The following is a 23,805-nucleotide window of genomic DNA, read 5'->3' on the forward strand; positions in this document are numbered from 1 at the left end:
CCACTTCGGGTTCGATTTTCGGGTGGATGAACCGGCACAGATCGACGTCGCCGCCGCCGGGTACCCGCATCGCATCGGTGATCCGGCCCACGATCACCTCGGAGACGCCCATCTGCGCCATCTTCGCCTTGCTGGTGAATCCGAGCTTTATCCCGACCTCGGTCTCGCCGCGCGCGAGCCGGCGCGCGAGCAGCGCGTCCTGCACGCGGTAGGCGTCGTCCACGGACAGTTCGTGGTCGTCGGCCAGGCTCGGGGTGTCACAGACCGCGGTCTGCGCGTTGTCGAGGATCCCCGCCAGCGCCTCGATATCGATTGTGGTGCCGGTCATTTCGTGCCGCCTTCCGTGAGATTCATTGCGATGTCGACGGTCATGTCCCTTGGCCGCCGACCGGCTGCATCGGCCGATCTCGAGCAGGATGGCGCGGGCGTCGACACCGTAGCGTGTCGCTGCTCGTTCGGCGCGCAGCAGGAAGCTGGAGTGCGCGCCCGCGTAGCCGAGGGTGAGTGTTTCGCGGTCAGCCTCCGCGGCACCGCGTAGGCTCGGTCGCTGTCGTGGGCGCCGATCCGCGCGCGTACCGCGTGGTCGCCACCAGATCGGTGTGTGCGCTGATCAACCGGGATGCGGCCTCGACGGCGGGTCTCAGGGGTGCCGGTTGTGGATGTCACAGTTGCACACAGACATTGGTGGGTTCGGAGTAGAAGTGCAGCGAGGATTCCCCGCCCTCGCGGCCGATGCCGGACAGTCCCGCACCACCGAAGGGGGAGCGCAGTTCGCGGGTGAACCAGGTGTTGACCCATGAGATGCCGACTCGCATCTGCTGTGCGACGCGGTGACCACGGCGCAGGTCGTTGGTCCACACCGCGGCCGCGAGACCGTAGTCGGTGTCGTTGGCGAGCGCGACGGCCTCGTCCTCGGTGTCGAACGGGATCAGGGCCGCTGCCGGGCCGAAGATCTCCTCGCGCACCGGGCGGTCGGTGTTGGTCAGGCCGGTCCACAGTGTCGGTTCGATCCACGAGCCGCCGCTCAGATCGCCGCCCAGCTCGGGGATCCCGCCGCCGGTGAGCACCTCGGCGCCGGCCTGCTCAGCGACTTCGAAGTAATGACGCACCTTCCTGCGATGCGCCTGCGAGATCAACGGGCCGGTGGTGGTCGACTCGTCGGCCGGTGATCCGAGCTTCAGCTGCGCGGCCCGCTCCACCAGGCCGGCGGCGATGTCGTCGAAGATCGTGCGCTGCACATACACCCGTTCGGTGCACAAGCACACCTGGCCGGTGTTGGCGAACACCGATCGGGTGAGCCCGGTCAGTGCCTCGTCGAGGTCTATGTCGTCGAACACGACCGCGGCGTTCTTGCCTCCGAGCTCGAAGGACACCGGTCGCACCCGGTCGGCGACGGTGCGCATCACGTGCGAGCCGGTGGCCGACGAGCCGGTGAAGGTGACTGCGTCGATGCCCGGATGCGTGGTGAGGAACTCCCCAGCCGACCCGGCCCCGAACCCGTGCACCACGTTGTAGACACCGCGGGGCAGGCCGACCTCGGCGAGGACCTGCGCCAGCAGGGTCGCCGTGGCCGGGGTCTCCTCGCTGGGCTTGACCACCACCGCGTTGCCGCACGCCAGTGCGGGGGCGACCTTCCAGGTCAGCAGCAACAGCGGCAGGTTCCAGGGCACGATCACCGCGACTACACCGACCGGCTTGCGGACCGCATAGTTCAGTGCCCGTCGCCCGTCGCCGAGCTCGGTCATGAACGATTCCTGGCCGGCTGCGGCGATCACGTCGGCGAAGGTGCGGAAGTTGGTGATCGCCCGGGCGACATCGAGGTCACGCGCCTGGGTGATCGGCTTGCCGGTGTCGGCGACCTCGGCGACGACGAACTCCTCGAACCGTTCCTCGATCCGATCAGCGGCCCGGCGCAGCAGCGCAGCACGTTCGCGCACCGGCGTGTCGGACCAGCCCTGTGCCAACGCGCGGCGCGCCGAGGTCACGGCACGCCCGACCAGGGGGAGATCGGCCTCGTGGACCTGAGCCACGGTGCGACCGGTGGCCGGATCGATATCACGGAACAGTTTTCCGTCCGGTTCGACGAACCGTCCGTCCACGAAATTCCGGAGGATGTTCTCCGGGCGTGGTGACGCGGGTTGCGGAGTCATGCATCGACTGTCGCCCACCGCCGATCGCCATTCAAATGCGAATCCGAGCCGCTGCTATACCAATTTGCGCATACGTCGTCTACGCGTTTTCTGTCATGTACAGGGGAACTGTGTACCGACGATCCGGCGGCCTGCGCCCGGGTCCGAGGCACTGACCAGGCGCTATACCCGAACGGGCATGGCTACTGGTGGAAAGCGCATTGGTTTTCCTGTGAGCAAGCTCGCATTGTCTAAGCATCCCAGTGATGCCAGTCGGGCCTGGCCCGAGATGATGGAGGAGCCAGTCGATGCCTGTAGCAGCAACACCCGAGGTCGGCGCCGGTGGGCCCGAGGGCAAGGCCGCCGTCTGGAAGGTCGCGTGGGCCTCGGCGATCGGGTCGACGATCGAGTGGTACGACTTCTTCCTCTACGGGACCGCCGCCGCCACCGTCTTCGACAAGCAGTTCTTTCCCTCACTGAACCCCACACTCGGCACGATCGCCGCGTTCAGCACGCTGACCGTGGGCTTTCTCGCCCGGCCTCTGGGTGGGGTGGTGTTCGGTCACTTCGGCGACAAGATCGGCCGGCGCAACACGCTCATCGTCTCGTTGCTGTTGATGGGGGTGGCGACCACGTTGATCGGTGCGCTGCCGACCTACGCCACCGCCGGGATCTGGGCGCCATTGCTGCTGGTGATGCTGCGGCTGGTGCAGGGCATCGGCCTCGGTGGCGAATGGGGAGGCGCGGTGGTCCTGACACTCGAACACGCCCCGAACGCGCGACGCGGATTCTTCGGTTCTTTTCCACAGCTGGGCACACCGGCGGGCCTGATCTTGGCCAACGGCGCCTTCCTCGGCACCAACGCTCTGATGAGCAACGCCACCTTCGCCTCGTGGGGCTGGCGAATCCCGTTCCTGGCCAGCGTGGTGCTGGTGGCCCTCGGGCTCTATCTGCGCCTGCACATCCAGGAAAGCCCCGTCTTCGCCGACCTCGTCAAACACAAGCGCCCGCAACGACAGCCGGCGATCGAGATCGTCACTCACCATTGGAAGCCGGTCCTGCACGCCACCCTCGTGATCGTCGGCAACAGCACCGCCGCCTACATCTTCATGGTGTACGTGCTGTCCTACGGCGTGCAGCACCAGCATCTGGGCAAGTCGTTCATGCTCGCGGCGGTCATCGCGGGCTCGGTGGTCTGGCTGGTCAGCGTGCCGTTCTGGGCTGTGGTCGGCGACCGCGTCGGGCTGCGGCCGGTCTTCGCCTACGGATCGGCCATCCGGCTGGTGTGGTGCCTGGTCTTCTTCCCGATCGTCGACACCGGCAATAAGCCGCTGATCTTCGGATTCATGATCTCGATGGGCCTGGTGCTGTCGATGACCAACGCGCCCATCGGCACTCTCACCGCCGGGTTCTTCCCGGCATCTGTGCGCTACTCGGGCACCTCGATCGCCTATCAGATCGGATCGCTGCTGGGTGGCGGCATCACGCCCCTGGTGGCCGCCTCACTGTATGCCGCCACCGATACGTCGTGGTCGGTCACTGGGTACGTGGTCGCCGTCTCGGTCATCAGCCTGCTCGCCTCGATCGCCATCAAGACCGACGTACCCACCTCGCGTGTGCCCGCACCCGAAGCGACCGCCCCGATCGCCGGCTGAAACTCCAATCGAAGGGACTTCGACAGATGGAACTGGTAATTCTCGGCAGCTCCGGTGGGCCGCAACCGAATGCGCGTCGCTCCGCTCCCGCGACCGCGGTGGTCGTGGACGGCAAGGTGCATGTCATCGACTGCGGCAACGGTGTCGCCCGGCAGCTGGTGTCAGCGGGGCTGCGGCTGCGAGACCTCGCCTCGGTCCTGATCACCCACCACCACGTCGACCACAACGCCGATCTCGGCGCGCTGGTCCACCTGGCCTGGACCGCCGGCCTGGTCACCCCCGTCGACTTCTACGGGCCCCCTCCGCTGCAAGAAATGCTCGACCTGGTCCTCGCTGTCGGGCGCCCCGACATCGCTCACCGGGAAGCGCTGGGCCGGCCTGCGCTGGCGTCACTGCTGCGCGGGCACGAGATCGCCGAGCCCGGCCTCGTGGTCGACACCGGCGGCCTCACCGTCACCGCCGGGCACGCGGAGCATCCGCCTATGCACGCGTTCGCCTACCGCGTGGATGCCGAGGGATCGTCGGTGGTGATCTCCGGCGACACCACCGCATCCGACCACGTCGCCGCGCTCGCGACGGGCGCCGATGTGCTCGTGCACGAAGCGTATTCGCCCGATCATCTCGACAGGCTGATGGGCGGGACGAACGCCGCCGTCGATGAATTGAGGGCGCACTTCGCCCGCGCACACACCGACGCCGAAAGCGCCGGACGCATCGCGAAGCAGGCCGGTGTGCAGAAGCTGGTGCTGTGGCATCTGATCCCGTTCGACCTCGACGAGCAGGACTGGATCGACCAAGCCGCACGGCAGTTCGACGGCGAGATCATCGTCTCGCGCGACCTGATGCGGATTCCATGCTGAGCCCGATGCCCGTGCACAACGAGGAGCCGACCGAACCCGGGACCGGTGAGCGCGAACCGGACTACCGGTTCACCCTGGCCAACGAGCGCACGTTCCTGGCCTGGATCCGTACCGCGCTCGCGCTGTTGGCCGGCGCTGTTGCCATCCATCAACTGGCGGCCCCGGCCGCGGTCCCCGAGGCACGCACGATCATCGCACTGCTGTGCACCGCACTGTCCGCGGTGCTCGCCGTCGGTGCCCTGCGGCATTGGCGCACCACCCAGTCCGCGATGCGACGCGAGCTCCCGCTTCCGGGCACCGCACAGGTTCCACTGCTGTCGGTGGGCATCGTGACAATCGCGCTCGTCGTCGCGCTCACGGTGTTGTTCGGATGAGCATCGATGCGGGTCTGCAGCCCGAGCGGACCGCGATGTCGTGGCGCCGCACGGCCCTGTCAGCGACCGGTGTCGCGGTACTGCTCGCGGTGCACGGCGCCCAACGTGGCTGGGACGGCAAAGCGTCGATGGCCGTCGTCGGCCTCGTCACGATGGTGGCGCTCACGCTCACCTGCCGGATTCGGGCCCGCGAGCTGCTGCGCACGACTGGTGAGCCTGCCGCGACGAGCTCGGCGCCGGTCGTGGTCAGCGCGACGGTGGCATTTGCCGCACTCGTCTATGCGATCGGGTTGGCCGTGCACGGCTGACATCGCCGCCATATGTCCTGCGGGTATAGCCCGCCCATGATTCGGCATTTGTCCCGCGAAGGAGCGAACCAGACAGTGGAAATCGGAACAGGACTGCTCAATTCATCACTCACGCTCGATAACCGCGACTCTCGATGGGAAAACACATGACCAGCTTGATCGACATCCACACCCACTACGTGCCCCGTGGATGGCCCGACGTCTCGGCAGAGGGCGGCCCCGAGGCCCCCTGGCTGCGCATCGAGTCCGAGCGCGAAGCGATGATCATGATGGGCACCCGCGAGTTCCGGCGAATCCAGTCCGACTGCTGGGACGCCGGGGTTCGCCTGGCCGACATGGACGCCGACGGCGTCGGCATCCAGGTCGTCTCACCGACACCCGGATTCTTCAACTACGGCCGCACCGGCGAGCAGTCGGCCCGCATCGCACGAATCTTCAACGACCTGGCACTCGACATCGTCGCGCCGGCACCGGACCGGTTGATCCCGTTCTGCCAGGTTCCGCTGCAGGACACCGATCTGGCCTGCGCCGAACTCGACCGCTGTCTGGCCAACGGTCACCGCGGGGTGGAGATCGGCAACCACGTCGGCGACCGCGACCTCGACAGCGAGGGCGTGGTGACCTTCCTGCAGCACTGCGCCGACCGCGGCGTCCCGGTGTTCGTGCACCCCTGGGACATGGCGAGCTCACCGCGGCTGGACCGCTGGATGGCCCAATGGCTCACCGCGATGCCGGCCGAAACACACCTGTCGATCCTGTCGATGGTGCTGGGCGGGGTGTTCGACCGGATCGACGAGCGGCTCAAGATCTGCTTCGCCCACGGCGGCGGCTCCTTCGCATTCTGGCTCGGCAGGATGGAAAACGCCTGGCACGGACGCAACGACGTGATCGGCACCTCCCAGTTCCCGCCCTCGCACTACCTCGGCCGGTTCCACGTCGATTCGGTGGTCTTCGACGAGCGGGCACTGCGACTGCTCGTCGACACCGTCGGCCCCGACCGGGTCATGGTCGGCTCCGACTACCCGTACCCGCTCGGCGAGCGACCGGTCGGTGAGGTCGTGCGAAAAAGCGACTTCCTCGACGACACCACCCGTGCGCGCATCACGCACGAGAACGCGCAAGCCTTCCTGGGCATCTAGCCCGCACCCTCACGCATCCGCCGGGCCGACCCCGCCCCGGCGTGATCCCACCTGCCCGCCCTCGCTGAGGCGATATCCCTGCGCCGAGCCGAGTTTCGAGCTGACACTCGCGGCGAGTTCGAACTACGAGCCCGGCTCGCCCGGGGTTGCACGTCGGGCCAGGATCGAAGCAACGCCGGCGGCCGCGGCGCGGACCGGGGTGGCATGGGTCTCGGGGCGGAAACGTCCCGCCGGCCCGGTGACCGAGATTGCGGCGACGGGCTCACTGCCGTCGAGGATCGGGGCCGCCAGGCAGACGAGGCCGAGTGCGGATTCCTCGTATTCGTAGGCGACGCCCTGGTCGACGATGTGGTCGAGCTGGGTGCGCAGCACCCCCGGAGCGACGATGGTGCGCGGAGCGCGGCGCGGCAGCGGACCGGCGAGGATGCGATCGATGGTCAACGGGTCCGAGTGCGCGAGCAAAGCCTTGCCGATCGCGGTGCACGACAACGGCATCCGACCGCCCACCCGCGACGGGGAACGAGCCTGTCGGTGACCACCGAGCTTGCTGATGTAGACCACCTCGTCCCCGTCACGCACACCGAGATGCACCGTTTCGCCGGTACGGGTGTACAGATCCTGCAGGAACGGCACCGCGACCTCGAGCAGAGTGCGTTCCGCGGCGGCGCGCATACCGAGTTCGAACAGGCCACGGCCGAGCCGATACCCCTCCGGCGAGGCCGTCAGCAGCCGGGCGGCCGTCAGATCCTGACTGATGCGATACACAGTGGCTTTCGGCAAGCCGGTGCGGCGCGCCAGTTCGGACAACCCCACGGCGCGATCCTCGACGCCGAACGATTCCAGGATGCGCATCGCCCGGCCGAGTACCGATCGTTCGTCGAGTTTCGGCTCTGTCACCACGCTCTTCTCCATCATCGGTTCGGTGAGTGGACCATTCTACTGGCCCGCCGACGGGCGCCTGGAGTCAACTTGGAAAGCAGAACACCGAACAAGGAGGTCAACGTGTCCAGCAGTTCCGGCACCGCCACGACACATGGTGGAGACACCGCCGCGATGCGGCCCGACGACGCGGTCGTCGAGTCCTCGGCCCAGCGCCTGGCCGCAGCCGCAGCCACCGGCGCGCCCTGCGCCCCGGTCCGCGACCTGATCGGCCGAGAGGACGTCGCGGCGGCCTACCGGGTGCAGGAGCGGTTCAACACGCTGCGGGTGCCCGGCGGTGTGGTCGTGGGCCGCAAGATCGGCGCCACCTCAGCGGCCGTGCAGCAGCAACTGGGGGTGGACCAGCCCGATTTCGGCGTGTTGTTCGCCGACATGGGCTACCGCGACGGGGACGAGATCCCGATGCAGCGGCTGTTGCAGCCGCGCGCGGAAGCCGAGGTCGCGTTCGTACTGGCCGCGGATCTGGCCGACGGCCCGCTCGATGCGGCGCAGTGCCGCGCGGCGGTCGACTATGCGGTGGCGGCGCTGGAGATCGTGGACAGCCGCATTGCCGGCTGGGACATCTCGTTTGGCGACACCGTCGCCGACAACGCCTCGAGCGGCCTATTCATTCTCGGTGAAAAACGTTTGAGCCTGGCAAAATTCGAACCGATCGAGATCACCATGACCATGGCGATCGACGGCGAGACCGTCTCCACCGGCAACGGCGCCGCCTGCCTCGGCGACCCACTCAACGCACTGTCGTGGCTTGCGTTGCGGGCCCGCGAATTCGGTGATCCGCTGCGCGCCGGACAGGTGATCCTCTCCGGCGCGCTCGGTCCGATGCGGCCGCTGCACCCCGGCGCCACCGTCACCGCCGACATCGGCGCGCTCGGCTCGGTATCGGCCACGTTCTCCGGAAAGGATGCCTGATGAGCAACCGGACCAAGGTCGCGATCATCGGATCGGGCAATATCGGCACCGATCTGATGATCAAGGTACTGCGGCACTCTCAGATGTTGGAGATGGCGGCGATGGTCGGGATCGACCCCGACTCCGACGGCCTCGCACGCGCGGCCCGGTTGAAGGTGCCCACCACTCATGAAGGCGTCGAGGGCCTGGTGGCGTTGCCAGGGTTCGACGAGATCGCGATCGTCTTCGACGCCACCTCCGCCAAAGCACACATCGCCAACCACGCACTGCTCGCGCCTCTGGGCAAGCGGCTGATCGACCTGACCCCCGCCGCGATCGGGCCGTTCGTGGTGCCTGCGGTGAACATCGCCGACCACCTCGAAGCAGTGAACGTGAACATGGTGACCTGCGGCGGGCAGGCCACGATCCCGATCGTGGCCGCCGTGTCACGGATCGCGCCGGTGGCGTACGCGGAGATCGTGGCATCGATCGCCTCGAAATCCGCCGGACCGGGCACCCGAGCGAACATCGACGAGTTCACCGAGACCACCTCCCACGCGATCGAGGCCGTCGGTGGCGCCGAACGCGGCAAGGCCGTGATCATCCTGAACCCGGCCGAGCCGCCATTGATCATGCGCGACACCGTGTTCTGCCTGGTCGACGCCCCCGATCCGGACATTCATGACCGGATCCGTGAGTCGATCATCAAGATGGCCGCCGATGTCGCCGCCTATGTGCCGGGTTATCGGTTGAAGCAGGAGGTGCAGATCGACCCGATCCCGGCCGATCAGCCGGTGCACACTCTGCTCGCCGACGAGACCGCGACCGTGCCGACGCATCGGGTGTCGGTGTTCCTCGAAGTCGAAGGCGCCGCCCACTATCTGCCCGCCTACGCGGGCAATCTCGACATCATGACCTCGGCCGGACTGCGGGTCGCGGAACGCATTGCACACGACTTGCAGCAGAAGGAGGCCACCCGATGACCACGCAGATTTTCGTGCAGGATGTGACGTTGCGCGACGGCATGCACGCCGTGCGACACCGGATCACCCCGGAGAACGTCGCCCGGATCGTGGCCGCCCTGGACGCGGCCGGAGTCGACGCCATCGAGGTCGCACACGGTGACGGGCTCGCCGGTGGTTCGGTGAACTACGGTCCCGGCTCGCACAGCGATTGGGCCTGGATCGAAGCCGCCGCCGCGAACGTCACCAACGCCCGCCTGACGACGCTGCTGCTGCCGGGTGTGGGTACGGTTGCGGATTTGAAGCGTGCCTACGAGTTGGGTGTGCGGTCGGTGCGGGTTGCGACGCACTGCACCGAGGCCGATGTGTCCGCCCAGCACATCGCGACCGCCCGCGAGATCGGCATGGACGTGTCGGGTTTCCTGATGATGAGCCACATGGCCCCACCGGCGGAACTGGCCGCGCAGGCGAAGCTGATGGAATCCTATGGCGCGCACTGCGTCTACGTGACCGACTCCGGTGGCCGACTCACCATGGACGGTGTCCGCGACCGGGTCCGCGCTTACCGCGACATCCTCGATCCCGGCACCGAGATCGGTATCCACGCCCACGAGAATCTGTCACTGTCCGTAGCCAATTCGGTCGTCGCCGTGGAAAACGGTGTCTATCGTGTCGACGCGTCACTGGCCGGACATGGTGCAGGAGCGGGTAATTGCCCGATCGAGGCGTTCGTGGCCGTTGCGGATCTGTTGGAGTGGAAGCATGGCTGTGACGTGTTCGCGTTGCAGGACGCGGCCGACGATCTGGTCCGCCCGTTGCAGGACCGTCCGGTCCGCGTCGACCGTGAAACATTGACCCTCGGCTACGCGGGCGTGTATTCCAGCTTCCTGCGGCACGCCGAAGCCGCCGGCCAGCGGTACGGGATCGAGGTCCGCAGCCTGCTGATGGAGGCCGGCCGCCGCGGCCTGGTCGGCGGCCAGGAGGACATGATCGTCGACATCGCCCTCACCATGGTCGCCGAACGGGAGGCGGGCCGCGTCCCTGCCGCGAACTGAGCGTCACCGTCGCCAGCCCTGTCCTGAAACCATCTCAGGACAGGGCTGGTCAGATGGCGTGGAAGTATTTCTCGGCGCTCCGGCGGATTTGGGCCAGTCGTTTGGTAACTGCGCTGTGGTTTGTATACCCCAGCAGCTGCGCGATCTCGGTCATGCGGGTGACACCACTGGATAGCAGCACGACGATCTGACGATTGCGGGGATCGAGCAGCGTCAGGAAGTCGTTGGTGAAAATGTTGCCGACCACCTCGGATTCCGGCCTTGTACCGGAATGGTGTCGGTCAACTCGACGAAGCTCACCTTGCCCCTGCGTCGCGTGCCATGCAGCTTGCGTTCGAAATCCGTAGGCAAAGCGATTCACGAGTCACACCGGATGTCGCAACGACACCGATCCTGTCAGCCAGCCCCGGGCCGGCCACCCCAAACACTTACAGGCGATTCACTCCTCGGCGACCGTCTTGTCCTGCAACTGCGGGTAGTCCGGCACTTCCTTGGCCATCAACGCCAGGTACGACTGCGGAATCCCAGATGAACTCGGCCATCCATCGAGCCTGTCACCAAGGCGTGAGCAGGTACAGCCTTCCCTTCCGATCACTGGGGACGACCACACCAGCGGTGTCGCCGACGGAGTGCACAGGTTCGACGGATAACGGCGCAAGCGGGCATTGGCCACTCGCTAGATGCGACGCCGCGACGGTCCGAGAACCGTCAGATTAGGTCTACGGCCGAGTCGTTCAGTGGCCCAGGCGACGGGATCGGGTGGTTGGCGTACAGGACGCCGCGCGGATCATAGCGTGCCGTGATCTCGCCGAGGCGATCGGCATCTGCTGGCGTGAAGGCGGAGCGCACCTGATCTGGCTCAAGAGGGCCGAAAGTGAAGTTCAGCGAGAGCCCGAGCCGGTGCGGTGCGAAGGGTGCGAGCAGCTCGTCCTGGACCTGAGACACCCCGCTCGGATCGCCGTCGTGGAGCAGGGACAACACGCCCACGGAGTACTGGGCAGACCGATGGCCCACGGCGTTCGGAACATTCGGATTGCGCGCCAGAGCGCCCCCGAGGTGTCGCACCCCGACGGTGCACCCGCCGGGTGTGGCGCCAGCTCGATGGGCGAGTGCGGTCAGGGCGCGCGGATCGAGGTCGTCGACCAGCACGCTCTTCCCCCGGTAGGCCGCCGGCCGGTCCGGTTCGTCGGAGACCGCCCCGGACTGCGTGTAGGGAAGGGTGCGCAGCGTGTTCCGCAGCTGCGATCCGGCGCGGAGCAGCGGCTCGACGAGACGTCGTCCCTCTTCCTCTGGTCCGGCGAAGCTGACCTGAAGTTGGACCACCTGACGCCCTCGCACGTCCGCTGGGATCATGGGTATGTCCGGGAAGGGGATCACCACCACCGCCGAGGTCATCGCCTCCGGTACCGACCTGGTCCACATGGTCCAGGCGGTGAGCACCTCGGGGGATTTCGCGAGGTCGAACATCAGGCTGCCGCCGTAGAGCTCTGCGACGGGCATGAGGTCGATCTCCATGCCGGTCACGACGGCGAGGTTGCCGCCACCTCCACGCAGTGCCCAGAACAGGTCAGGTTCGTCCTCTGGGCTCACCTGCCGGATCTTGCCGTCGGCGGTCACCGCCTCGAATCGCGTCACGTGGTCGGCTGAGTAGCCGTAGCGTCGGGCGAGGAGCCCGACGCCCCCGCCCAGGGTGTAGGCGACTGCGCCGACCGTGGGGAGGCTGCCCGACAGCGGCGCTAGCCCGTGTGGTGCCGCCTGCTCGATGACATGCTGCCACGTCGCCCCGGCCGGGACCCACGCCCTACGCGTCGCGGCGTCGACCCTCACCTCACGCATGCGCCCCGTATCGATTAGTAGGCCCCCGTCGAGAGCGCGCGTACGCCCATGCCCGGTGGCCTGGACCGCCACCTGCATCCCATGATCCGCGGCGAAGGCTACGGCCCGAGAGACATCCTCGGCGCTCCTCGCCTCGAGCACGACCGCCGGGTGATGCGGGGCAAGGAGCTGGGCACCCGCCCTGTCTTCCGGGTCTTGGGTACCGGTGTATACGGTTCCGTCCACGTACTGGTCGAGGGCCTGGAAGTCGGTCTTGGTGATCTCCATGACTGCGACGCTAGACATTCTTCCGGACATTAGACGTCCGCGATGAGTGACAGTCTGGACTTTATGATGGACGAACCTCGACGGCGGGATCTGCCCGAGCGGATGCTGCGGCTGCTCGGCCTGCTGCAGTCGCGACGGACCTGGTCGGGCACCGAACTGGCCCAGCGGCTGCGAGTGACCGAGCGAACGGTGCGCCGCGACATCGAACGGCTGCGTACCCTCGATTACGCGGTAACCGGAACCACCGGAACGTCGGGCGGGTACCGGCTTGCAGCCGGGAGCAGCATCCCGCCCCTGTCGCTCGAGGACGAGGAGGTCGTCGCGGTGGCTGTTGGGCTGGCCATGGCCAGCCGGGGTGGTATTAGTGGGATCGAGGACGCCTCGCTCACCGCCCTGGTCAAGCTTGAGCAGATCTTCCCGGCGCGCCTGCGCCCGCAACTGGCTGCGATCTCCCGCGCCACTAGCGCCGCACCCGGCAATGACGCAGCACAAGTCGACCCGGCCACGTTGGCCGTGCTGGCTGCCTGCTGCCGCGAGCACGAGATCGTCCGATTCGACTACCGCGACCGTACCGGACGCCGCAGCGCGCGGCGGGTCGAGCCGCACAGTCTCGTCACCCTCCGCGGATTCTGGTACCTCGTGGCATATGACCACGATCGCGAGGACTGGCGCGTCTTCCGCATCGATCGGATCAACACTCCCCTCCGCACCCACCGACCCGCCGAACGACGGGACCTGCCGACCACCGATGCCGTCAGCTTCGTCATGCGCTCACTGGCAGCGGCCTCCTACCGCTACACGGCGCGACTAACCGTGGACCTATCGGCAGCAGACGTCAGGGCAGGCATCTTCGGCCCGATCCCCGGCGATATCGACGACCTCGGCCCCGGCCGGTGCCGGATCCGCCTCACGGCCGAGTCTCCGGAGCTGGTCACCCAGTACATCGCGCTCGTCGCCGCCCTCGGAGCCGAGTTCATCCTGGACGCACCCCCGGACATCACGGATCGTCTGCACCAGCTCGGAACGCGACTGGGTCGGATCCGGTCGCATGATTGATGACGTAAGCCGGGACACGATCCCGATGCAATCGGCGCTCCTCCACCTGCTCAACGAGGCGGCCCCAAAGCCCGCCGCCGTCCCGCTTCGGCCTGTGACGTCGCCGATGCCGGCGTGGAGAACACCCTGCGCGGGCTCGGTGAGAAGCCCGAGTACCAGGACTAGCGATCAGCAAGAAGCTGATGTCCCAGCCCAACGCAATACCGGTGACGTGGTTGAGACATCAGGGTGATGAACAACGAAGGCACCATGCTCAGTTCGGCCAGCACCGTGCCGGTCACATCGGTGACCGGCTTAGGGTTCGAGCGTGGTGATCCGCCTGGCGAGGGCATACAGCTGATCACAGCTGAGTGTGCTCTTCAAAACTTACTGCTGCCGCCCTTTAAGCATCGCTTCGTCGAAGCTTCTCCTCACTTGCATCGGTGCCATTTACCTCGGACATTCGCGGCTTCGGTCAATCCCCGATGCCCTGGTGCCAGCTTCCCAGCCAGATGCTGGAGTTCAGGCGTATGAGCGGCCACGACGCACGGCCCCAGCGCGGCGGGCCGAATCGTCGACGACCAGAACGGGGCAACGGTGAGCGCAAGATCCAGACGACTCCAGGTCCGAGCCGCTACGTGTCGATCAGGTTTGCAGCCCATCGCGCGAGCGTGAGCAAGGACACGATCCGGCGGATGATCGCTGATGGCGCCTTGCCCGCCTACCGATTCAGGGGCCGGATACGCATCGCGATCGAGGACATCGACAAGGCCATGCGCCCGCTGCATTGAGGGCGCCCTTCAGTCAACCCTGAATCCGGACTATCACAGTCCGCCGTGACCACACCGAAGCCCAGGGAAAGTGCACCCGGGTTCCGAAATAACGGACGACACGTGACAACAATCACACCCGAGGGAAGCGTCGCATCAGACGGAAGCCAGGGGTCAGCGGTAAACGGCGTGCACAGCTATCGCATGTATATTGCATGAAGCAGCACCATATATCCGAAAAACGCGCTGACCTGCTATTTTTGGGTGGTCCCAGCTGGTTTCGAACCAGCGACCTTCCGCGTGTGAGGCGGACGCTCTCCCGCTGAGCTATGGGACCGAATCGTGCCGTTCGGTGTCGCCCGAACGAGGACGAACATTAGCACGCACCACTACCATCGCACCAAATCGCCTTCCGGACAGGGGGAATTCGGGAGACATCGCACGCGGCGGTCGGCGTCCACAAACCCCACCCTGACCCGCCGGACCCGCCACCCGGTTCGGGCACCTTCCGTCGGGCGAGCACCGCACCACTCCCCCGAACAACATCGACGTAATTCGAATTCAGGCACCTCTACCAGCAGATTTGTACCTTTACGCGAACGTCGTCTAATGTTTCATCTCGCACCACGAAGGACAGCGAGAACGCCTTCGAGGTGCAGAATGCGGATGTAGCGCAGCTGGTAGCGCATCACCTTGCCAAGGTGAGGGTCGCGGGTTCGAATCCCGTCATCCGCTCGAGAGGTAGGGCTAGGCACTTTTTTTCTATACGCCGTCCCCCTTTGCGCGGTGGAGTGGCCGAGTGGTGAGGCAACGGCCTGCAAAGCCGTGCACACGGGTTCGATTCCCGTCTCCACCTCGCGCGATTAGCTCAGCGGGAGAGCGCTTCCCTGACACGGAAGAGGTCACTGGTTCAATCCCAGTATCGCGCACCACCGTAATACCAGGTCAGGCCCCCTTTCGAGGGGGCCTGACCTGTTTGCGTGCAAAATACGTGCAATTCGGGTCCGGTATCGGGCCCGAATCTCGAATTCTTCGGCCAGATACGGTACGAGGTGGGTGCATCAGGGGAGGTTCCTTCCCGCGCTCATCGGAGTGAGCGAGTTGATGCCCGCGCTGGGATTCACTGGTCGCGGGCAGCCCGGGTTCGGTAGCGTGATGTCGTCGACAGCGGAGCGATGACGTACTCCCTCAACTGGTACCGGGCGATGCTGATCGTCAACCCGCGCAGGGCTGGGCGCACGGTCAGTACCCCCACGACGCACGTGTGGAGCACGCGGGACAACGCCCTGGTACGCAAGGGTGTCGAGCTGACCGCCGGATACGTGAGCGGTCCGTACCGCCTCGAAATCCTCGACGCGACACATTGGATTCCGGAGGAATGCCTCCCCGAACTCGCCGCGATCATCGCGGCGCGGATAGAAGCAACCGCCTAGTGGGACTTTGTTAGGTTTGTCACGAAGGGGCGTGCCGTCTCGAGATTCGGCGTGATTCTCGAGACGATGCCGGGGTGGATGCTGCAGCGCTGGTCGAGGTTGATGCTCGGCTCGATTCCTTTGTGAGCGAGGTGTTCTCGTCGTTGGCGCGTAGGGACCGGGTCGCGACGGCGGGGGTGTATGCGCGTGGGTTGCTGCTCAACGGTGAGCGCAAGTCGATGCAGCCGATGGCCGATCGGCTAGGGGTGGATCATCAGCGGTTGCAGCAGTTCGTGACTTCCTCACCGTGGAAGGTCGAGCCGGTGCGAATGGTGTTGTCGCGCAAGGCGTGTGAGCTGATCGTCCCGGACGCGTGGGTGGTCGACGACACCGGGTTCGCCAAGGACGGTGACGCGTCGGCGTGTGTGGCCCGGCAATACTCGGGCACCCTCGGTAAGGTCGGCAACTGCCAGATCGCGGTCAGTGTGCACGCCGCTACCGACGCCGCGTCGTGCCCGTTGAACTGGCGGTTGTTCATGCCCGAGCGCTGGGACGACGCGTGCGCCGACGATCTGGATGCCGCGGCCGTGATTGCGGCACGGCGGGCGAAATCTGCGATCCCCGACGATGAGCGGCACCAGCCGAAATGGGAACAGGCGCTGGGGATGATCGATCAGCTCCTGGACTGGGGCCGGCCCCGCCCACCGGTGGTGGCCGCCGACGCCGGCTACGGCGAGAACGCGCAGTTCCGCGCCGGGCTGACAGAACGAGACCTGCCCTACATCGTCGCAGTCAGGGCCGCCACCAGCCTCTATCCCGCCGCCGCCCGACCCGAGCCCGCCGAATACAGCGGGTTCGGCCGCCCGCCGACCCGGCCCCGCTACCGCATCCCGAAATCCAGCTGCAAGGCCCTGGCCACCGCCGCCGACCCGCACGCCTGGTGCGAGGTGACCTGGCGGCAAGGAACCAAGACCACACCCAACAACCCCGACGCCGCCATGACCTCCCGCTTCGCCGCCCTGCGCGTGCGCCCGGCCGGACACCGGGTGCCCCGCGCCACCGACGGCACCATCGCCGAGGTCTGGCTTCTGGCCGAATGGCCCACCGACACAACAGAACCCACCGACTACTGGCTATCCACCCTGCCCGCCGACACCCCCATCGCCGAGCTCGTACGCCTGGCCAAACTACGGTGGCGCATCGAACACGACTACCGCGAACTCAAAGTCGCACTCGGCCTGGACCACTTCGAGGGCCGCTCCTGGCTCGGCTGGCACCACCACGCCACCCTCGCCACCGCCGCCCACCTGTTCCTCACCACCCTCCGGCTCACCGACCCAAAAGCCGCTGGGCAGGACTGACCCTCTACAGCATCGTCCGCGAAATCCAACGCGCACTGGCCATTTGGATCGGCACCTGCCCACTATGCCACCACACCTTCCCAACCTAACAAAGTACTACTAGGCAGCACTTCCTGAGGCGACAACAACCTCGAGCGCCGCGTGCTCTGCGCAGCGGCCGTGATGTCGGTGGTGAGGGCTACGCTGTGGCGCGTTGGGTTTGTGGAGCTAGTAGGGGGTTGCCGCGTTGACGACGGATTCGGACCTTGCCGGTGCGGCGAGCGCTGTCGACGGTGATGGGGCCGAACTGGATGCCGACGATATTGCGGGAGACGTTTCGTTCGGGCTCGAAGAGGTCAACGAACTGCTCGGTGAGTTGGTCGAGATACACCGGGACCGCAGTCGCCGGGACGCGGAGATCGTCGGCTATCGGCTGGGTATCAGTGGGCAGCGGCCGGAGACGTTGGCGCGGATCGGCGCTCGATATGACCTGTCGCGGGATCGAATTCGACAATTGCACACACGCGCCGTGGGGCAGATTCTGCGGGAAGCGCAGCTGAGCGGACATCGGGCCGCGGGGGTTTTCGCGCGCAGATATCCGGTCGGATCCCGAGATCAGCAACTGGTTCGGGCATTGCTGGTGGAAACCTATGCGACGGACACCGACATCGCGGCCAATGAGTTGGCGTACCTGAAGCTGCGACTGGCTGGGCATGCCGGAGAGGACGCCAGGCGCGTCGCCGGGTTCGTGATGCAGCGGATCATGGCGTGGCAGAAGAAGACGAATCGGCGGCTGGCGAAGCTGCACAATGCCGAACTGTTGGCGACGAGCGAGGTGAATTCGTGGCTGGGGCAGGTTGATTGGCCCGCGTCGGGGACGTCGGCGGAGTTGCCGTTGCGGTCGGCGCGGACCATCGACCGCGACGACGACGGACGCGGCAGGTTCTATCTGGACAAGGTCGGCCGGGATGTCGCGTTCGACTCCGGGCTGGAGGCCAGGCTGCTGCGCGTATTGAATGCGAGCGAGCTGGTCGACACCTTTCGAGAACAGCCGAGCGCCGTCGAATACGCGCTGGACGGGGTAGCGCAGATCCACTATCCGAGCATCGTCGCGCGGTTGGCCGATGGGCGGGTAGTGCTGATCGATGTCGAACCACTCGGACATATCGGCTTTCATGTCACCCGGGCCAAGTCGGCGGCGGCGCGCACGCACGCGCACGCCAATGGCTGGGGTTGGCTGGTCTGGACCGGAAGCCGGAGCGGGATAGCGGAGTTGCACGGCAGGTCTGTTGACCGGCAGGCCGAGAGCCGACTACGAGAGTTGGTCGATCGCGGTCCGGTTTATTGGCCCGCCGTCGCACAGTGGCAAACCGAGACCGAGCTCGACATGCTCGACTTCATCGCATTGGTGTTGCGCAACGAATGGCGTTGGGAGCGTGCGCCGTTCCGATTGACCGCCACGCGCTGAGGGTAGACGCCGATCAGCGAAGCACCATCGCCGCCGCGATGAGGGTGACGATCAGCATCATCGCGCAGCAGGTGATCAGCTGCCAGTGATTGATGGTCTGATGCAGGTTGCCGATGGTGACGCGCAAGCTGGTGTCGAGGCGATGGTGGTCGGCGAGTTTGCGCTGCGCCGCGGCCAGCGCGTCGGCGTGCTCCTGGGTGGATTCCGCGGAGCGTTCCAGGCGCGCGGTGAGCTTCATGATCTGCTTCTGCTTATCCCGCACCGTTTTCCGGGACACCGCGAGGGTGGTGCGCTGATTGACCAACTCTTGGCGTTGGCGGGCGATGACGCCCGCCTGTGTTCTGGTGTGATGCTCCCAGTCGGTCACGCTCGCCCATCCTCCGGTCGTCGTGTCACGGTAGCCCCAGGCGATATCGCCGGCCACCCAGCCCTCGAGAAAGTTGCGCAGTTCGTACGGCTCACGCCGCGGAAGCGCCACCGCGCTGTGCGCGGCGTCCAGCATGCCGATATCGATCAGGTAGTCGCAGGCGGGCGGAGCGAAATCAGCGATTCCGAGTGCGGGCAGATGCGCCACCCAATAGCCAGGGGCACACAGCCACAGCACGCCCGCGCAGCCCGCCTCGCGCAGCCGATCGGTATGGCGTTGCGCCAGGCCACGATCGAGCGCACCACTGCGCACCTCGATGGCGTACTCGCGGTCGCCGACCCGCCAGTAGACGTCGACGGGAATATCGCCGACCCGCCGATCGACTTCGGCCTCATCGGCGCCATAGGCGAGTAACCGCGCGGCCAGCCAATATTTCAGTCGGCGGGTGTTCCATTGCGCATCCACACACTCGGGGCACCGGCAGGCGTAACCGGACCCATCCGGCAGCGGTCCTCGCGCACCCTCAGCGCTCTCGCCGACACGTACTTCGGAAGTACGCGCTACCGAAACCCCGGCTCCTGACGCTCGACCATCCGAGATGCCCAATTCGGCGAGCATCGCCCGACGCCCACAAGCATTGTCTGCTCGCTGCTTCGTCCTCACGCGACCACTCCCCTACACAAAACACCATCGTAGATCTACAGACCTACGCCATAGATCAAGAGTGCGTCAGACTTCCCGCTCCCGCCAGCCCCCGCTACCCCGCGCTCGGGTGCGCCGTATACCGAGAATCACCCCGAACCTGCCGATGCACGGTGCGTCACAAGCGATTTCGAGCGCCCGATCGAGAGCACCACAACAAGAATTCACCACACGCCCATCGCGGCCCGGCGATGAGGATCACACGAGGGTGTCGTACGCTGCCGTTCGAGCCGACATCAGGGCATCGGGTCGGGGTAGCAACGATCGCGATTCTCGACCCGCCTGATCATCACGATCTCGGCCGAGCGTCAGCCCAAGACAGGGTGTAGCCCGACCGGGCGTATCCGCCGAACGAAAGTGCCGTTGCCCACTGATCTCTGGCGCCTCGGGCCGCGTATCGAACGATCGGCGGATAGAATCGGCCGGCCACGAGCGCAGCTCGGGCACATACGGGGAAGAAGGTAACGGAATGGACCACGGCGAGCAGGATGGCGAGCCGATCGGCACGCTCTTGTCGAGCCTCGCGACAACCCTGCGTGAGGTGAGCGACAAGCTTGATGCTGTGGCCGCCCACGTCGACGATCGCGATGACCGTGACGTGGTCGAGCGCCTGGCGAAGCTCGAGGCTTGGGCTTTCCGTGCCGGGGATGACATTTCGAACCTGGAGACCCGGGTGGAGCGCGTCGAATCCGGCAGCACCGTGACCGCCGCGCCGACCGAATCCAGCAGTGCCAACGGCCGTTCGGCGCCCGCGCCGCTACCCACACGCACGAACAACCGCGAGACCGGTACACCCGTCGTGTCCGATATCCAGCCCGAGCGCGCACCGAGCACTCCGCTCGAATCTCCGGCGGCCACGACGTCGACGCTGCCGCGTTCGCCGTTGCCGCGCAGCGCCCGTCGCGACCCCGCCGCGACCGGCGAGCGCGCCGAATCCGGCACGCCCGCAACGCAGCACGGGCCCGCGACCATCACGCCACGGACGTCGCGAGTCGACACCGCGCGGAGCGAAACCATCGAGCCCTTCGGTCCCGCGACACACAACGAGACCTTCGGTCCGCGCAATGGCCGGGTCGACACCGCGGCACCGACGCTCAGCAACCAGCGGATCGACCCCGCTGCCGCGCGTAACGGTACGGAGTGGCCGGATGCCGTGCCGAACCCGCACAGCTCCGAGTCCGCCCCGCCCCGCCTGACGCCTCCGTCTCCATCGGCCTCCACCGCGACACCCCGGCCCGACTGGGCCGATTACAGCACACCGGCCAGCAACGGCCAACTCGAATCCCCAACGGCCACAAACCATACCGACCATGGCGCGGCCGGGTCCGGCAACGGCCGACTCGAACCACCCCCGGCCTCCCGCGCCGATACCGGGATGACCACGCCTCCCACCGACGAGAGCCCCCTGCCCCCCGGCGCCCATCGCGCCGCGGGTGAGGACACCTCGCACGTCGACAAGCTCCAGGCGATGCTCGACGAACTCAAACGCAACGGCCCCTTCGGCGCCCGCACCGAACAGACCGACGCACCGGTCGAAATGCCCGGTATAGACCCGCATTTTGCCGTCCGGACCGAGGGCTGAGGGCATTCACCCTCACCAGGGCACGCTCGAGTGACCCCTGATCGCGCCATCGGCCTCATGAATTCACGGTGGTTTGCCTTTCGCGGGATCTGTGATGCGGGTAAGGGCGGTGCGGACGAGTTCGCGTAGCCAGCGGTGGCCGTTGTCGGCGGTATTGCGAGGGTGCCATGCCATGGCGATGGTCACTTCGGGCAGCGGGAGCGGGATTTCGAAGGCCCGCAAGCCTAATGCGGCGAGGGTCGACGCGGTCAGGCCCGCGGGGGCGGGGCAGACGACGTCACCGGAACGGACCGCCAGCAGGGCGGTGGTCAGGTTCGGGACGGTGGCCACGACGCGCCGGGTGCGGCCGTGCAGGGCCAAGCGGTCGTCGATGGGCCCGCGGGCCCGGCCAATGCGCGAGACGCTGAGATGGGCAGCCGCGGCGAAACGGGCCACCGTCACGCGTTCGGTACTCAATTGATGCTCAGGGGCGGCGACGCCGATGACGCGGTCGCCGATGACGCGCGCGACCACCGTTTCCGGATCCGTCTGATCGATGACGCCTACCTCGAGATCGACACGACCATCACGCAATGCCGCGCCGCCCTCGAGGCTGTCCGGCAGGAAATGCAGCGTCACTCCGGGCGCCTGGGCACGCACCGCAGTCAACAGTGGCGTCGCCAGTTCGCCGAGCACGGCGTCACCCGCCCGCACCGCGTAGCTTCGTTTCAGCGTGGTGGGGTCCAGCGCACCACGGGGGGTGAGCAGCGCTCGGCCCTGCTGCACCAAAACGCCTACCTCATAACGCAATTCCAGCGCGCGAGGTGTCGGCACCAACGTGCGGCCCGCCCGTACCAGCAGCGGATCCCCCAGCACACGCCGCAGTCGTGCCAACGTCCTGCTCATCGCGGGCGCGGAGGTATGCAGTCGCTCGGCAGCCTGGGTGACGCTATTGGTGTCCAGCAAAGCATCCAGGGCCAGCAGCAGATTCATGTCGAGAGCGTCCACTTGCGGATTATCACAAACGGAAAGTGTGACTGTCGGCATTACACTGGCGATAATCCGCAGCCGCCCTCAGCGTGGACGGCCACGAGCGCCGCGCGGCGAGATTCCGGTCCCGGCCCGCGCTCGCCCAACGGTGCGGGCCGGGCGCAGCGCGGGGCAGCCGCCTAAATGGCTGCCGGAACCTGCACTCCCCGCGTTGTCTCGTTCGCCTTCCCCCGGCCCGCACCCAACCCGCGATAGGAGGACGGCTTGATCGGACGGAACCATTGGGCGAAGCGGGTGCGCAGGGGCAGCCGATAATTGATGTCGCGGAGCATCTCGTCGAGGTTGTGGATCGAGAAGGGCGTGATGGCGGTACCGTGCGCGTGGTGGCCGTGGGTGCGTTCGGCCATCCAGGCCAGCCGTTCATCAACCTGGGCGCGCATGTCATCGGGTGTGGGCGGGTTCAGTCGTCCGGTGAGCAGTGCGGCGGTCCAGTGCGCGGCGACCTCGGCGTTGAGCGCGCTGATCACCGAAGAGTTGTAACCGGCGAAGGTGAGGTTCGGGACACCGACCGGCAGGATTTGGCGATAGAGACGGAAGTTGCCGTCGTCGTCGGTGAGCTGGCGTTGCACGTAGGGGGTGAGAAACGGCACCCGCTGCTGAAACCCGGTGGCGCACACCACGATATCGGCCTGGATCGCCTCTCCGGTGGACAATTGCACACCGGTTCCGTTGGCGCCCGCGAGCATTTCGGTGATGGTCGAGTCACGGTAGACCGCGATACGACCCGCCTCGACCTGATCGTAGAACCCCTCGGTGACGAGGCTGACGGTGCTTTCGGCGATCTCCTCGAAGCGGCCTTCGGGCACCAGACCGAGCTCACGTAGTTTCGTCCGCTTGGTGACCATTTCCTGAATGGTGTCGAGGTTGGCATCACGGAACGAGACCCCGCTGCCGTGCAGGAAGCGTTCGATCCGGCCGAGTTCTTGGTATCGGAAGTGCGCTTCACCCATCCGGGTCATCGTCAATCGCTCATAGTCCAGTCCGCGGACCAGCTTGCGCGGCATCTTCCACATCAGTCGCCGCGCCACCACGGTGGTCGAGGCCGCGACATGGCTGACGGCCTCGGCGATATCGCAGGCGGATTTGCCGTATCCGACCACCACGACCGACCGGTCGCGCACGGCTTCGACATCATGGAAATCCGAGGCGTGCCCGAGCTGTCCGCCTGCCCGGCGGAATTGGTCGGCACCGGCGTAGTCCGGGACCGCGGGATCGCTGAAGACGCCGTTGGCGATCACCAGGTGATCGCAGGAGGCACGGTGGACACCGCCCTCGTCGCGGACCTCGAGTAGCCAGCCGCTATCCACGGGGTCGGCGGCGACCACCTCGGTGTTGAGCCGCAGATTGTGTCCCAAATTATTGTGCCGGACATACCCGTCCAGATAGTCCTGCATCTGCTGCCCGTCGGGCACCTGCGGATAGTGGCCGGGCATCGGGTAGTCGGAGAAGTGGTAGCTGTGTTTGCTGTTCTGCGCCTGCAAACCCGGGTACCGGCGGGTGGCGCTCCATACGCCGCCGACATCCGGCGTCCGGTCGAATACCTCGACCGGAAAACCCTCCTGTCCCAACACCTTCGCGCAGGCTAGCCCTGCGATGCCCGCACCTACGATCGCGACGCGGTTCCCGCTAGTCATGCGGAGGAGGTTACGTCCCCCGCGCGCACGCGGCAAAGCGCCGGTCGTATT

Annotated in this window: 22 protein-coding genes, 4 tRNA genes and 2 pseudogenes; 17 read left to right on the forward strand and 11 right to left on the reverse strand. The window is 66.5% G+C overall.

Annotated elements, in window-relative coordinates; all coding sequences use genetic code 11:
- From LKE06_RS25980 to LKE06_RS25990, 3 genes and pseudogenes are all read right to left on the reverse strand, one after another.
- Nucleotides 1-328: pseudogene (locus LKE06_RS25980) on the reverse strand (4-oxalocrotonate decarboxylase); the annotation flags it as partial.
- A pseudogene (locus LKE06_RS25985) lies at nt 325-520 on the reverse strand (4-hydroxy-2-oxovalerate aldolase family protein); the annotation flags it as partial. The pseudogenes LKE06_RS25980 and LKE06_RS25985, both read right to left, overlap by 4 nt.
- Nucleotides 521-662: 142 nt before the next feature.
- Entirely contained in the window at nt 663-2,150 is a 1,488-nt protein-coding gene (locus LKE06_RS25990) for a 2-hydroxymuconic semialdehyde dehydrogenase (RefSeq protein WP_228001996.1), read from the reverse strand.
- Between the two features lie 287 nt (nt 2,151-2,437).
- Here LKE06_RS25990 and LKE06_RS25995 point away from each other — a divergent pair, with 287 nt between their 5' ends.
- From LKE06_RS25995 to LKE06_RS26015, 5 genes are all read left to right on the forward strand, one after another.
- Nucleotides 2,438-3,784 (forward strand): MFS transporter, encoded by a 1,347-nt coding sequence (locus LKE06_RS25995; RefSeq protein ID WP_228001997.1) that lies wholly within the window; start codon nt 2,438-2,440, stop codon nt 3,782-3,784.
- A gap of 26 nt (nt 3,785-3,810) precedes the next feature.
- Nucleotides 3,811-4,644 (forward strand): MBL fold metallo-hydrolase, encoded by an 834-nt coding sequence (locus tag LKE06_RS26000; protein WP_228001998.1) that lies wholly within the window; start codon nt 3,811-3,813, stop codon nt 4,642-4,644.
- Between the two features lie 5 nt (nt 4,645-4,649).
- Complete coding sequence (locus LKE06_RS26005) at nt 4,650-5,018, forward strand: YidH family protein (RefSeq protein ID WP_228001999.1); 369 nt, start codon at nt 4,650-4,652, stop codon at nt 5,016-5,018.
- Entirely contained in the window at nt 5,015-5,326 is a 312-nt protein-coding gene (locus LKE06_RS26010; protein WP_228002000.1) for a DUF202 domain-containing protein, read from the forward strand. Before LKE06_RS26005 ends, LKE06_RS26010 begins: the two co-directional genes overlap by 4 nt.
- 146 nt (nt 5,327-5,472) lie before the next feature.
- Nucleotides 5,473-6,465, forward strand: coding sequence for an amidohydrolase family protein (locus LKE06_RS26015; RefSeq protein WP_228002001.1), 993 nt, complete (start codon nt 5,473-5,475; stop codon nt 6,463-6,465).
- Nucleotides 6,466-6,588: 123 nt separating this feature from the next.
- Here the strand turns inward: LKE06_RS26015 and LKE06_RS26020 are convergent, their stop codons facing one another.
- A complete protein-coding gene (locus tag LKE06_RS26020; protein WP_228002095.1) occupies nt 6,589-7,362 on the reverse strand; it encodes an IclR family transcriptional regulator in 774 nt (257 codons plus the stop codon).
- A gap of 156 nt (nt 7,363-7,518) precedes the next feature.
- Here LKE06_RS26020 and LKE06_RS26025 point away from each other — a divergent pair, with 156 nt between their 5' ends.
- The 3 genes from LKE06_RS26025 to dmpG are packed head-to-tail and all read left to right on the forward strand — an operon-like array spanning nt 7,519 to nt 10,312.
- Nucleotides 7,519-8,316, forward strand: a complete 798-nt coding sequence (locus tag LKE06_RS26025; RefSeq protein ID WP_228002002.1) for a 2-keto-4-pentenoate hydratase — start codon at nt 7,519-7,521, stop codon at nt 8,314-8,316.
- Nucleotides 8,316-9,278: an acetaldehyde dehydrogenase (acetylating) gene (locus LKE06_RS26030; RefSeq protein ID WP_228002003.1), complete on the forward strand. Its 963-nt coding sequence runs from the start codon at nt 8,316-8,318 to the stop codon at nt 9,276-9,278. The genes LKE06_RS26025 and LKE06_RS26030 overlap by 1 nt, the downstream gene beginning before the upstream one ends.
- Nucleotides 9,275-10,312 (forward strand): 4-hydroxy-2-oxovalerate aldolase, encoded by a 1,038-nt coding sequence (gene dmpG / locus LKE06_RS26035; RefSeq protein WP_228002004.1) that lies wholly within the window; start codon nt 9,275-9,277, stop codon nt 10,310-10,312. Before LKE06_RS26030 ends, dmpG begins: the two co-directional genes overlap by 4 nt.
- A gap of 49 nt (nt 10,313-10,361) precedes the next feature.
- Here the strand turns inward: dmpG and LKE06_RS26040 are convergent, their stop codons facing one another.
- From LKE06_RS26040 to LKE06_RS26050, 3 genes are all read right to left on the reverse strand, one after another.
- Nucleotides 10,362-10,673 carry a hypothetical protein gene (locus LKE06_RS26040; protein ID WP_228002005.1) on the reverse strand — a complete coding sequence of 104 codons (312 nt, stop codon included), beginning with the start codon at nt 10,671-10,673 and terminating at the stop codon, nt 10,362-10,364.
- A 78-nt stretch (nt 10,674-10,751) separates the two neighbouring features.
- Nucleotides 10,752-10,985 (reverse strand): hypothetical protein, encoded by a 234-nt coding sequence (locus LKE06_RS26045; protein ID WP_228002006.1) that lies wholly within the window; start codon nt 10,983-10,985, stop codon nt 10,752-10,754.
- Nucleotides 10,986-11,020: 35 nt separating this feature from the next.
- Complete coding sequence (locus LKE06_RS26050; protein ID WP_228002007.1) at nt 11,021-12,415, reverse strand: FAD-binding oxidoreductase; 1,395 nt, start codon at nt 12,413-12,415, stop codon at nt 11,021-11,023.
- A 66-nt stretch (nt 12,416-12,481) separates the two neighbouring features.
- Between LKE06_RS26050 and LKE06_RS26055 the strand changes: the two genes are divergently transcribed.
- The gene (locus tag LKE06_RS26055) at nt 12,482-13,471 is read left to right on the forward strand and encodes a helix-turn-helix transcriptional regulator (RefSeq protein ID WP_228002008.1); all 990 of its coding nucleotides are present in this window, start codon (nt 12,482-12,484) and stop codon (nt 13,469-13,471) included.
- Between the two features lie 422 nt (nt 13,472-13,893).
- Nucleotides 13,894-14,241 carry an excisionase family DNA-binding protein gene (locus tag LKE06_RS26060; RefSeq protein ID WP_228002009.1) on the forward strand — a complete coding sequence of 116 codons (348 nt, stop codon included), beginning with the start codon at nt 13,894-13,896 and terminating at the stop codon, nt 14,239-14,241.
- A 244-nt stretch (nt 14,242-14,485) separates the two neighbouring features.
- Here LKE06_RS26060 and LKE06_RS26065 read toward each other — a convergent pair.
- Nucleotides 14,486-14,557 (reverse strand) — tRNA-Val (locus LKE06_RS26065).
- A gap of 325 nt (nt 14,558-14,882) precedes the next feature.
- Here LKE06_RS26065 and LKE06_RS26070 point away from each other — a divergent pair.
- The 6 genes from LKE06_RS26070 (at nt 14,883) to LKE06_RS26095 (ending at nt 18,440) form a co-directional block, all read left to right on the forward strand.
- Nucleotides 14,883-14,955, forward strand: a tRNA-Gly gene (locus LKE06_RS26070).
- A 50-nt stretch (nt 14,956-15,005) separates the two neighbouring features.
- Nucleotides 15,006-15,076: transfer RNA gene (locus LKE06_RS26075), tRNA-Cys, on the forward strand.
- 1 nt (nt 15,077) lies between these two features.
- Nucleotides 15,078-15,152 (forward strand) — tRNA-Val (locus tag LKE06_RS26080).
- Between the two features lie 243 nt (nt 15,153-15,395).
- Nucleotides 15,396-15,653 (forward strand): hypothetical protein, encoded by a 258-nt coding sequence (locus LKE06_RS26085; protein WP_228002010.1) that lies wholly within the window; start codon nt 15,396-15,398, stop codon nt 15,651-15,653.
- A 74-nt stretch (nt 15,654-15,727) separates the two neighbouring features.
- Nucleotides 15,728-16,993, forward strand: coding sequence for an IS701 family transposase (locus LKE06_RS26090; RefSeq protein WP_227997909.1), 1,266 nt, complete (start codon nt 15,728-15,730; stop codon nt 16,991-16,993).
- Nucleotides 16,994-17,219: 226 nt separating this feature from the next.
- Nucleotides 17,220-18,440: a sigma factor-like helix-turn-helix DNA-binding protein gene (locus LKE06_RS26095; protein ID WP_228002011.1), complete on the forward strand. Its 1,221-nt coding sequence runs from the start codon at nt 17,220-17,222 to the stop codon at nt 18,438-18,440.
- Nucleotides 18,441-18,453: 13 nt separating this feature from the next.
- Here the strand turns inward: LKE06_RS26095 and LKE06_RS26100 are convergent, their stop codons facing one another.
- Nucleotides 18,454-19,470, reverse strand: coding sequence for a hypothetical protein (locus tag LKE06_RS26100; RefSeq protein WP_228002012.1), 1,017 nt, complete (start codon nt 19,468-19,470; stop codon nt 18,454-18,456).
- Between the two features lie 508 nt (nt 19,471-19,978).
- Here LKE06_RS26100 and LKE06_RS26105 point away from each other — a divergent pair.
- A complete protein-coding gene (locus LKE06_RS26105; protein ID WP_228002013.1) occupies nt 19,979-21,091 on the forward strand; it encodes a hypothetical protein in 1,113 nt (370 codons plus the stop codon).
- 63 nt (nt 21,092-21,154) lie between these two features.
- Here the strand turns inward: LKE06_RS26105 and LKE06_RS26110 are convergent, their stop codons facing one another.
- Together LKE06_RS26110 and LKE06_RS26115 are read right to left on the reverse strand one after the other, a co-directional pair.
- Nucleotides 21,155-22,078, reverse strand: a complete 924-nt coding sequence (locus tag LKE06_RS26110) for a LysR family transcriptional regulator (RefSeq protein ID WP_228002014.1) — start codon at nt 22,076-22,078, stop codon at nt 21,155-21,157.
- Nucleotides 22,079-22,239: 161 nt separating this feature from the next.
- Nucleotides 22,240-23,754, reverse strand: a complete 1,515-nt coding sequence (locus tag LKE06_RS26115; RefSeq protein ID WP_228002015.1) for a flavin-containing monooxygenase — start codon at nt 23,752-23,754, stop codon at nt 22,240-22,242.
- Nucleotides 23,755-23,805 lie beyond the last annotated feature (51 nt).

It is taken from the genome of Nocardia australiensis (assembly GCF_020733705.1).
Lineage (GTDB): Bacteria > Actinomycetota > Actinomycetes > Mycobacteriales > Mycobacteriaceae > Nocardia > Nocardia australiensis.

Bases quoted from the DNA above. Each gene is read 5' to 3' on its own strand.
- LKE06_RS26050 (WP_228002007.1), bottom strand. From the start codon at position 12,415: ATGGAGATCACCAAGACCGACTTCCAGGCCCTCGACCAGTACGTGGAC.
- LKE06_RS26115 (WP_228002015.1), bottom strand. From the start codon at position 23,754: ATGACTAGCGGGAACCGCGTCGCGATCGTAGGTGCGGGCATCGCAGGG.
- LKE06_RS26015 (WP_228002001.1), top strand. From the start codon at position 5,473: ATGACCAGCTTGATCGACATCCACACCCACTACGTGCCCCGTGGATGG.
- dmpG (WP_228002004.1), top strand. From the start codon at position 9,275: ATGACCACGCAGATTTTCGTGCAGGATGTGACGTTGCGCGACGGCATG.
- LKE06_RS26000 (WP_228001998.1), top strand. From the start codon at position 3,811: ATGGAACTGGTAATTCTCGGCAGCTCCGGTGGGCCGCAACCGAATGCG.
- LKE06_RS25990 (WP_228001996.1), bottom strand. From the start codon at position 2,150: ATGACTCCGCAACCCGCGTCACCACGCCCGGAGAACATCCTCCGGAAT.
- LKE06_RS26105 (WP_228002013.1), top strand. From the start codon at position 19,979: ATGGACCACGGCGAGCAGGATGGCGAGCCGATCGGCACGCTCTTGTCG.
- LKE06_RS26005 (WP_228001999.1), top strand. From the start codon at position 4,650: ATGCCCGTGCACAACGAGGAGCCGACCGAACCCGGGACCGGTGAGCGC.
- LKE06_RS26025 (WP_228002002.1), top strand. From the start codon at position 7,519: ATGCGGCCCGACGACGCGGTCGTCGAGTCCTCGGCCCAGCGCCTGGCC.
- LKE06_RS26055 (WP_228002008.1), top strand. From the start codon at position 12,482: ATGGACGAACCTCGACGGCGGGATCTGCCCGAGCGGATGCTGCGGCTG.
- LKE06_RS25995 (WP_228001997.1), top strand. From the start codon at position 2,438: ATGCCTGTAGCAGCAACACCCGAGGTCGGCGCCGGTGGGCCCGAGGGC.
- LKE06_RS26030 (WP_228002003.1), top strand. From the start codon at position 8,316: ATGAGCAACCGGACCAAGGTCGCGATCATCGGATCGGGCAATATCGGC.
- LKE06_RS26010 (WP_228002000.1), top strand. From the start codon at position 5,015: ATGAGCATCGATGCGGGTCTGCAGCCCGAGCGGACCGCGATGTCGTGG.
- LKE06_RS26085 (WP_228002010.1), top strand. From the start codon at position 15,396: ATGACGTACTCCCTCAACTGGTACCGGGCGATGCTGATCGTCAACCCG.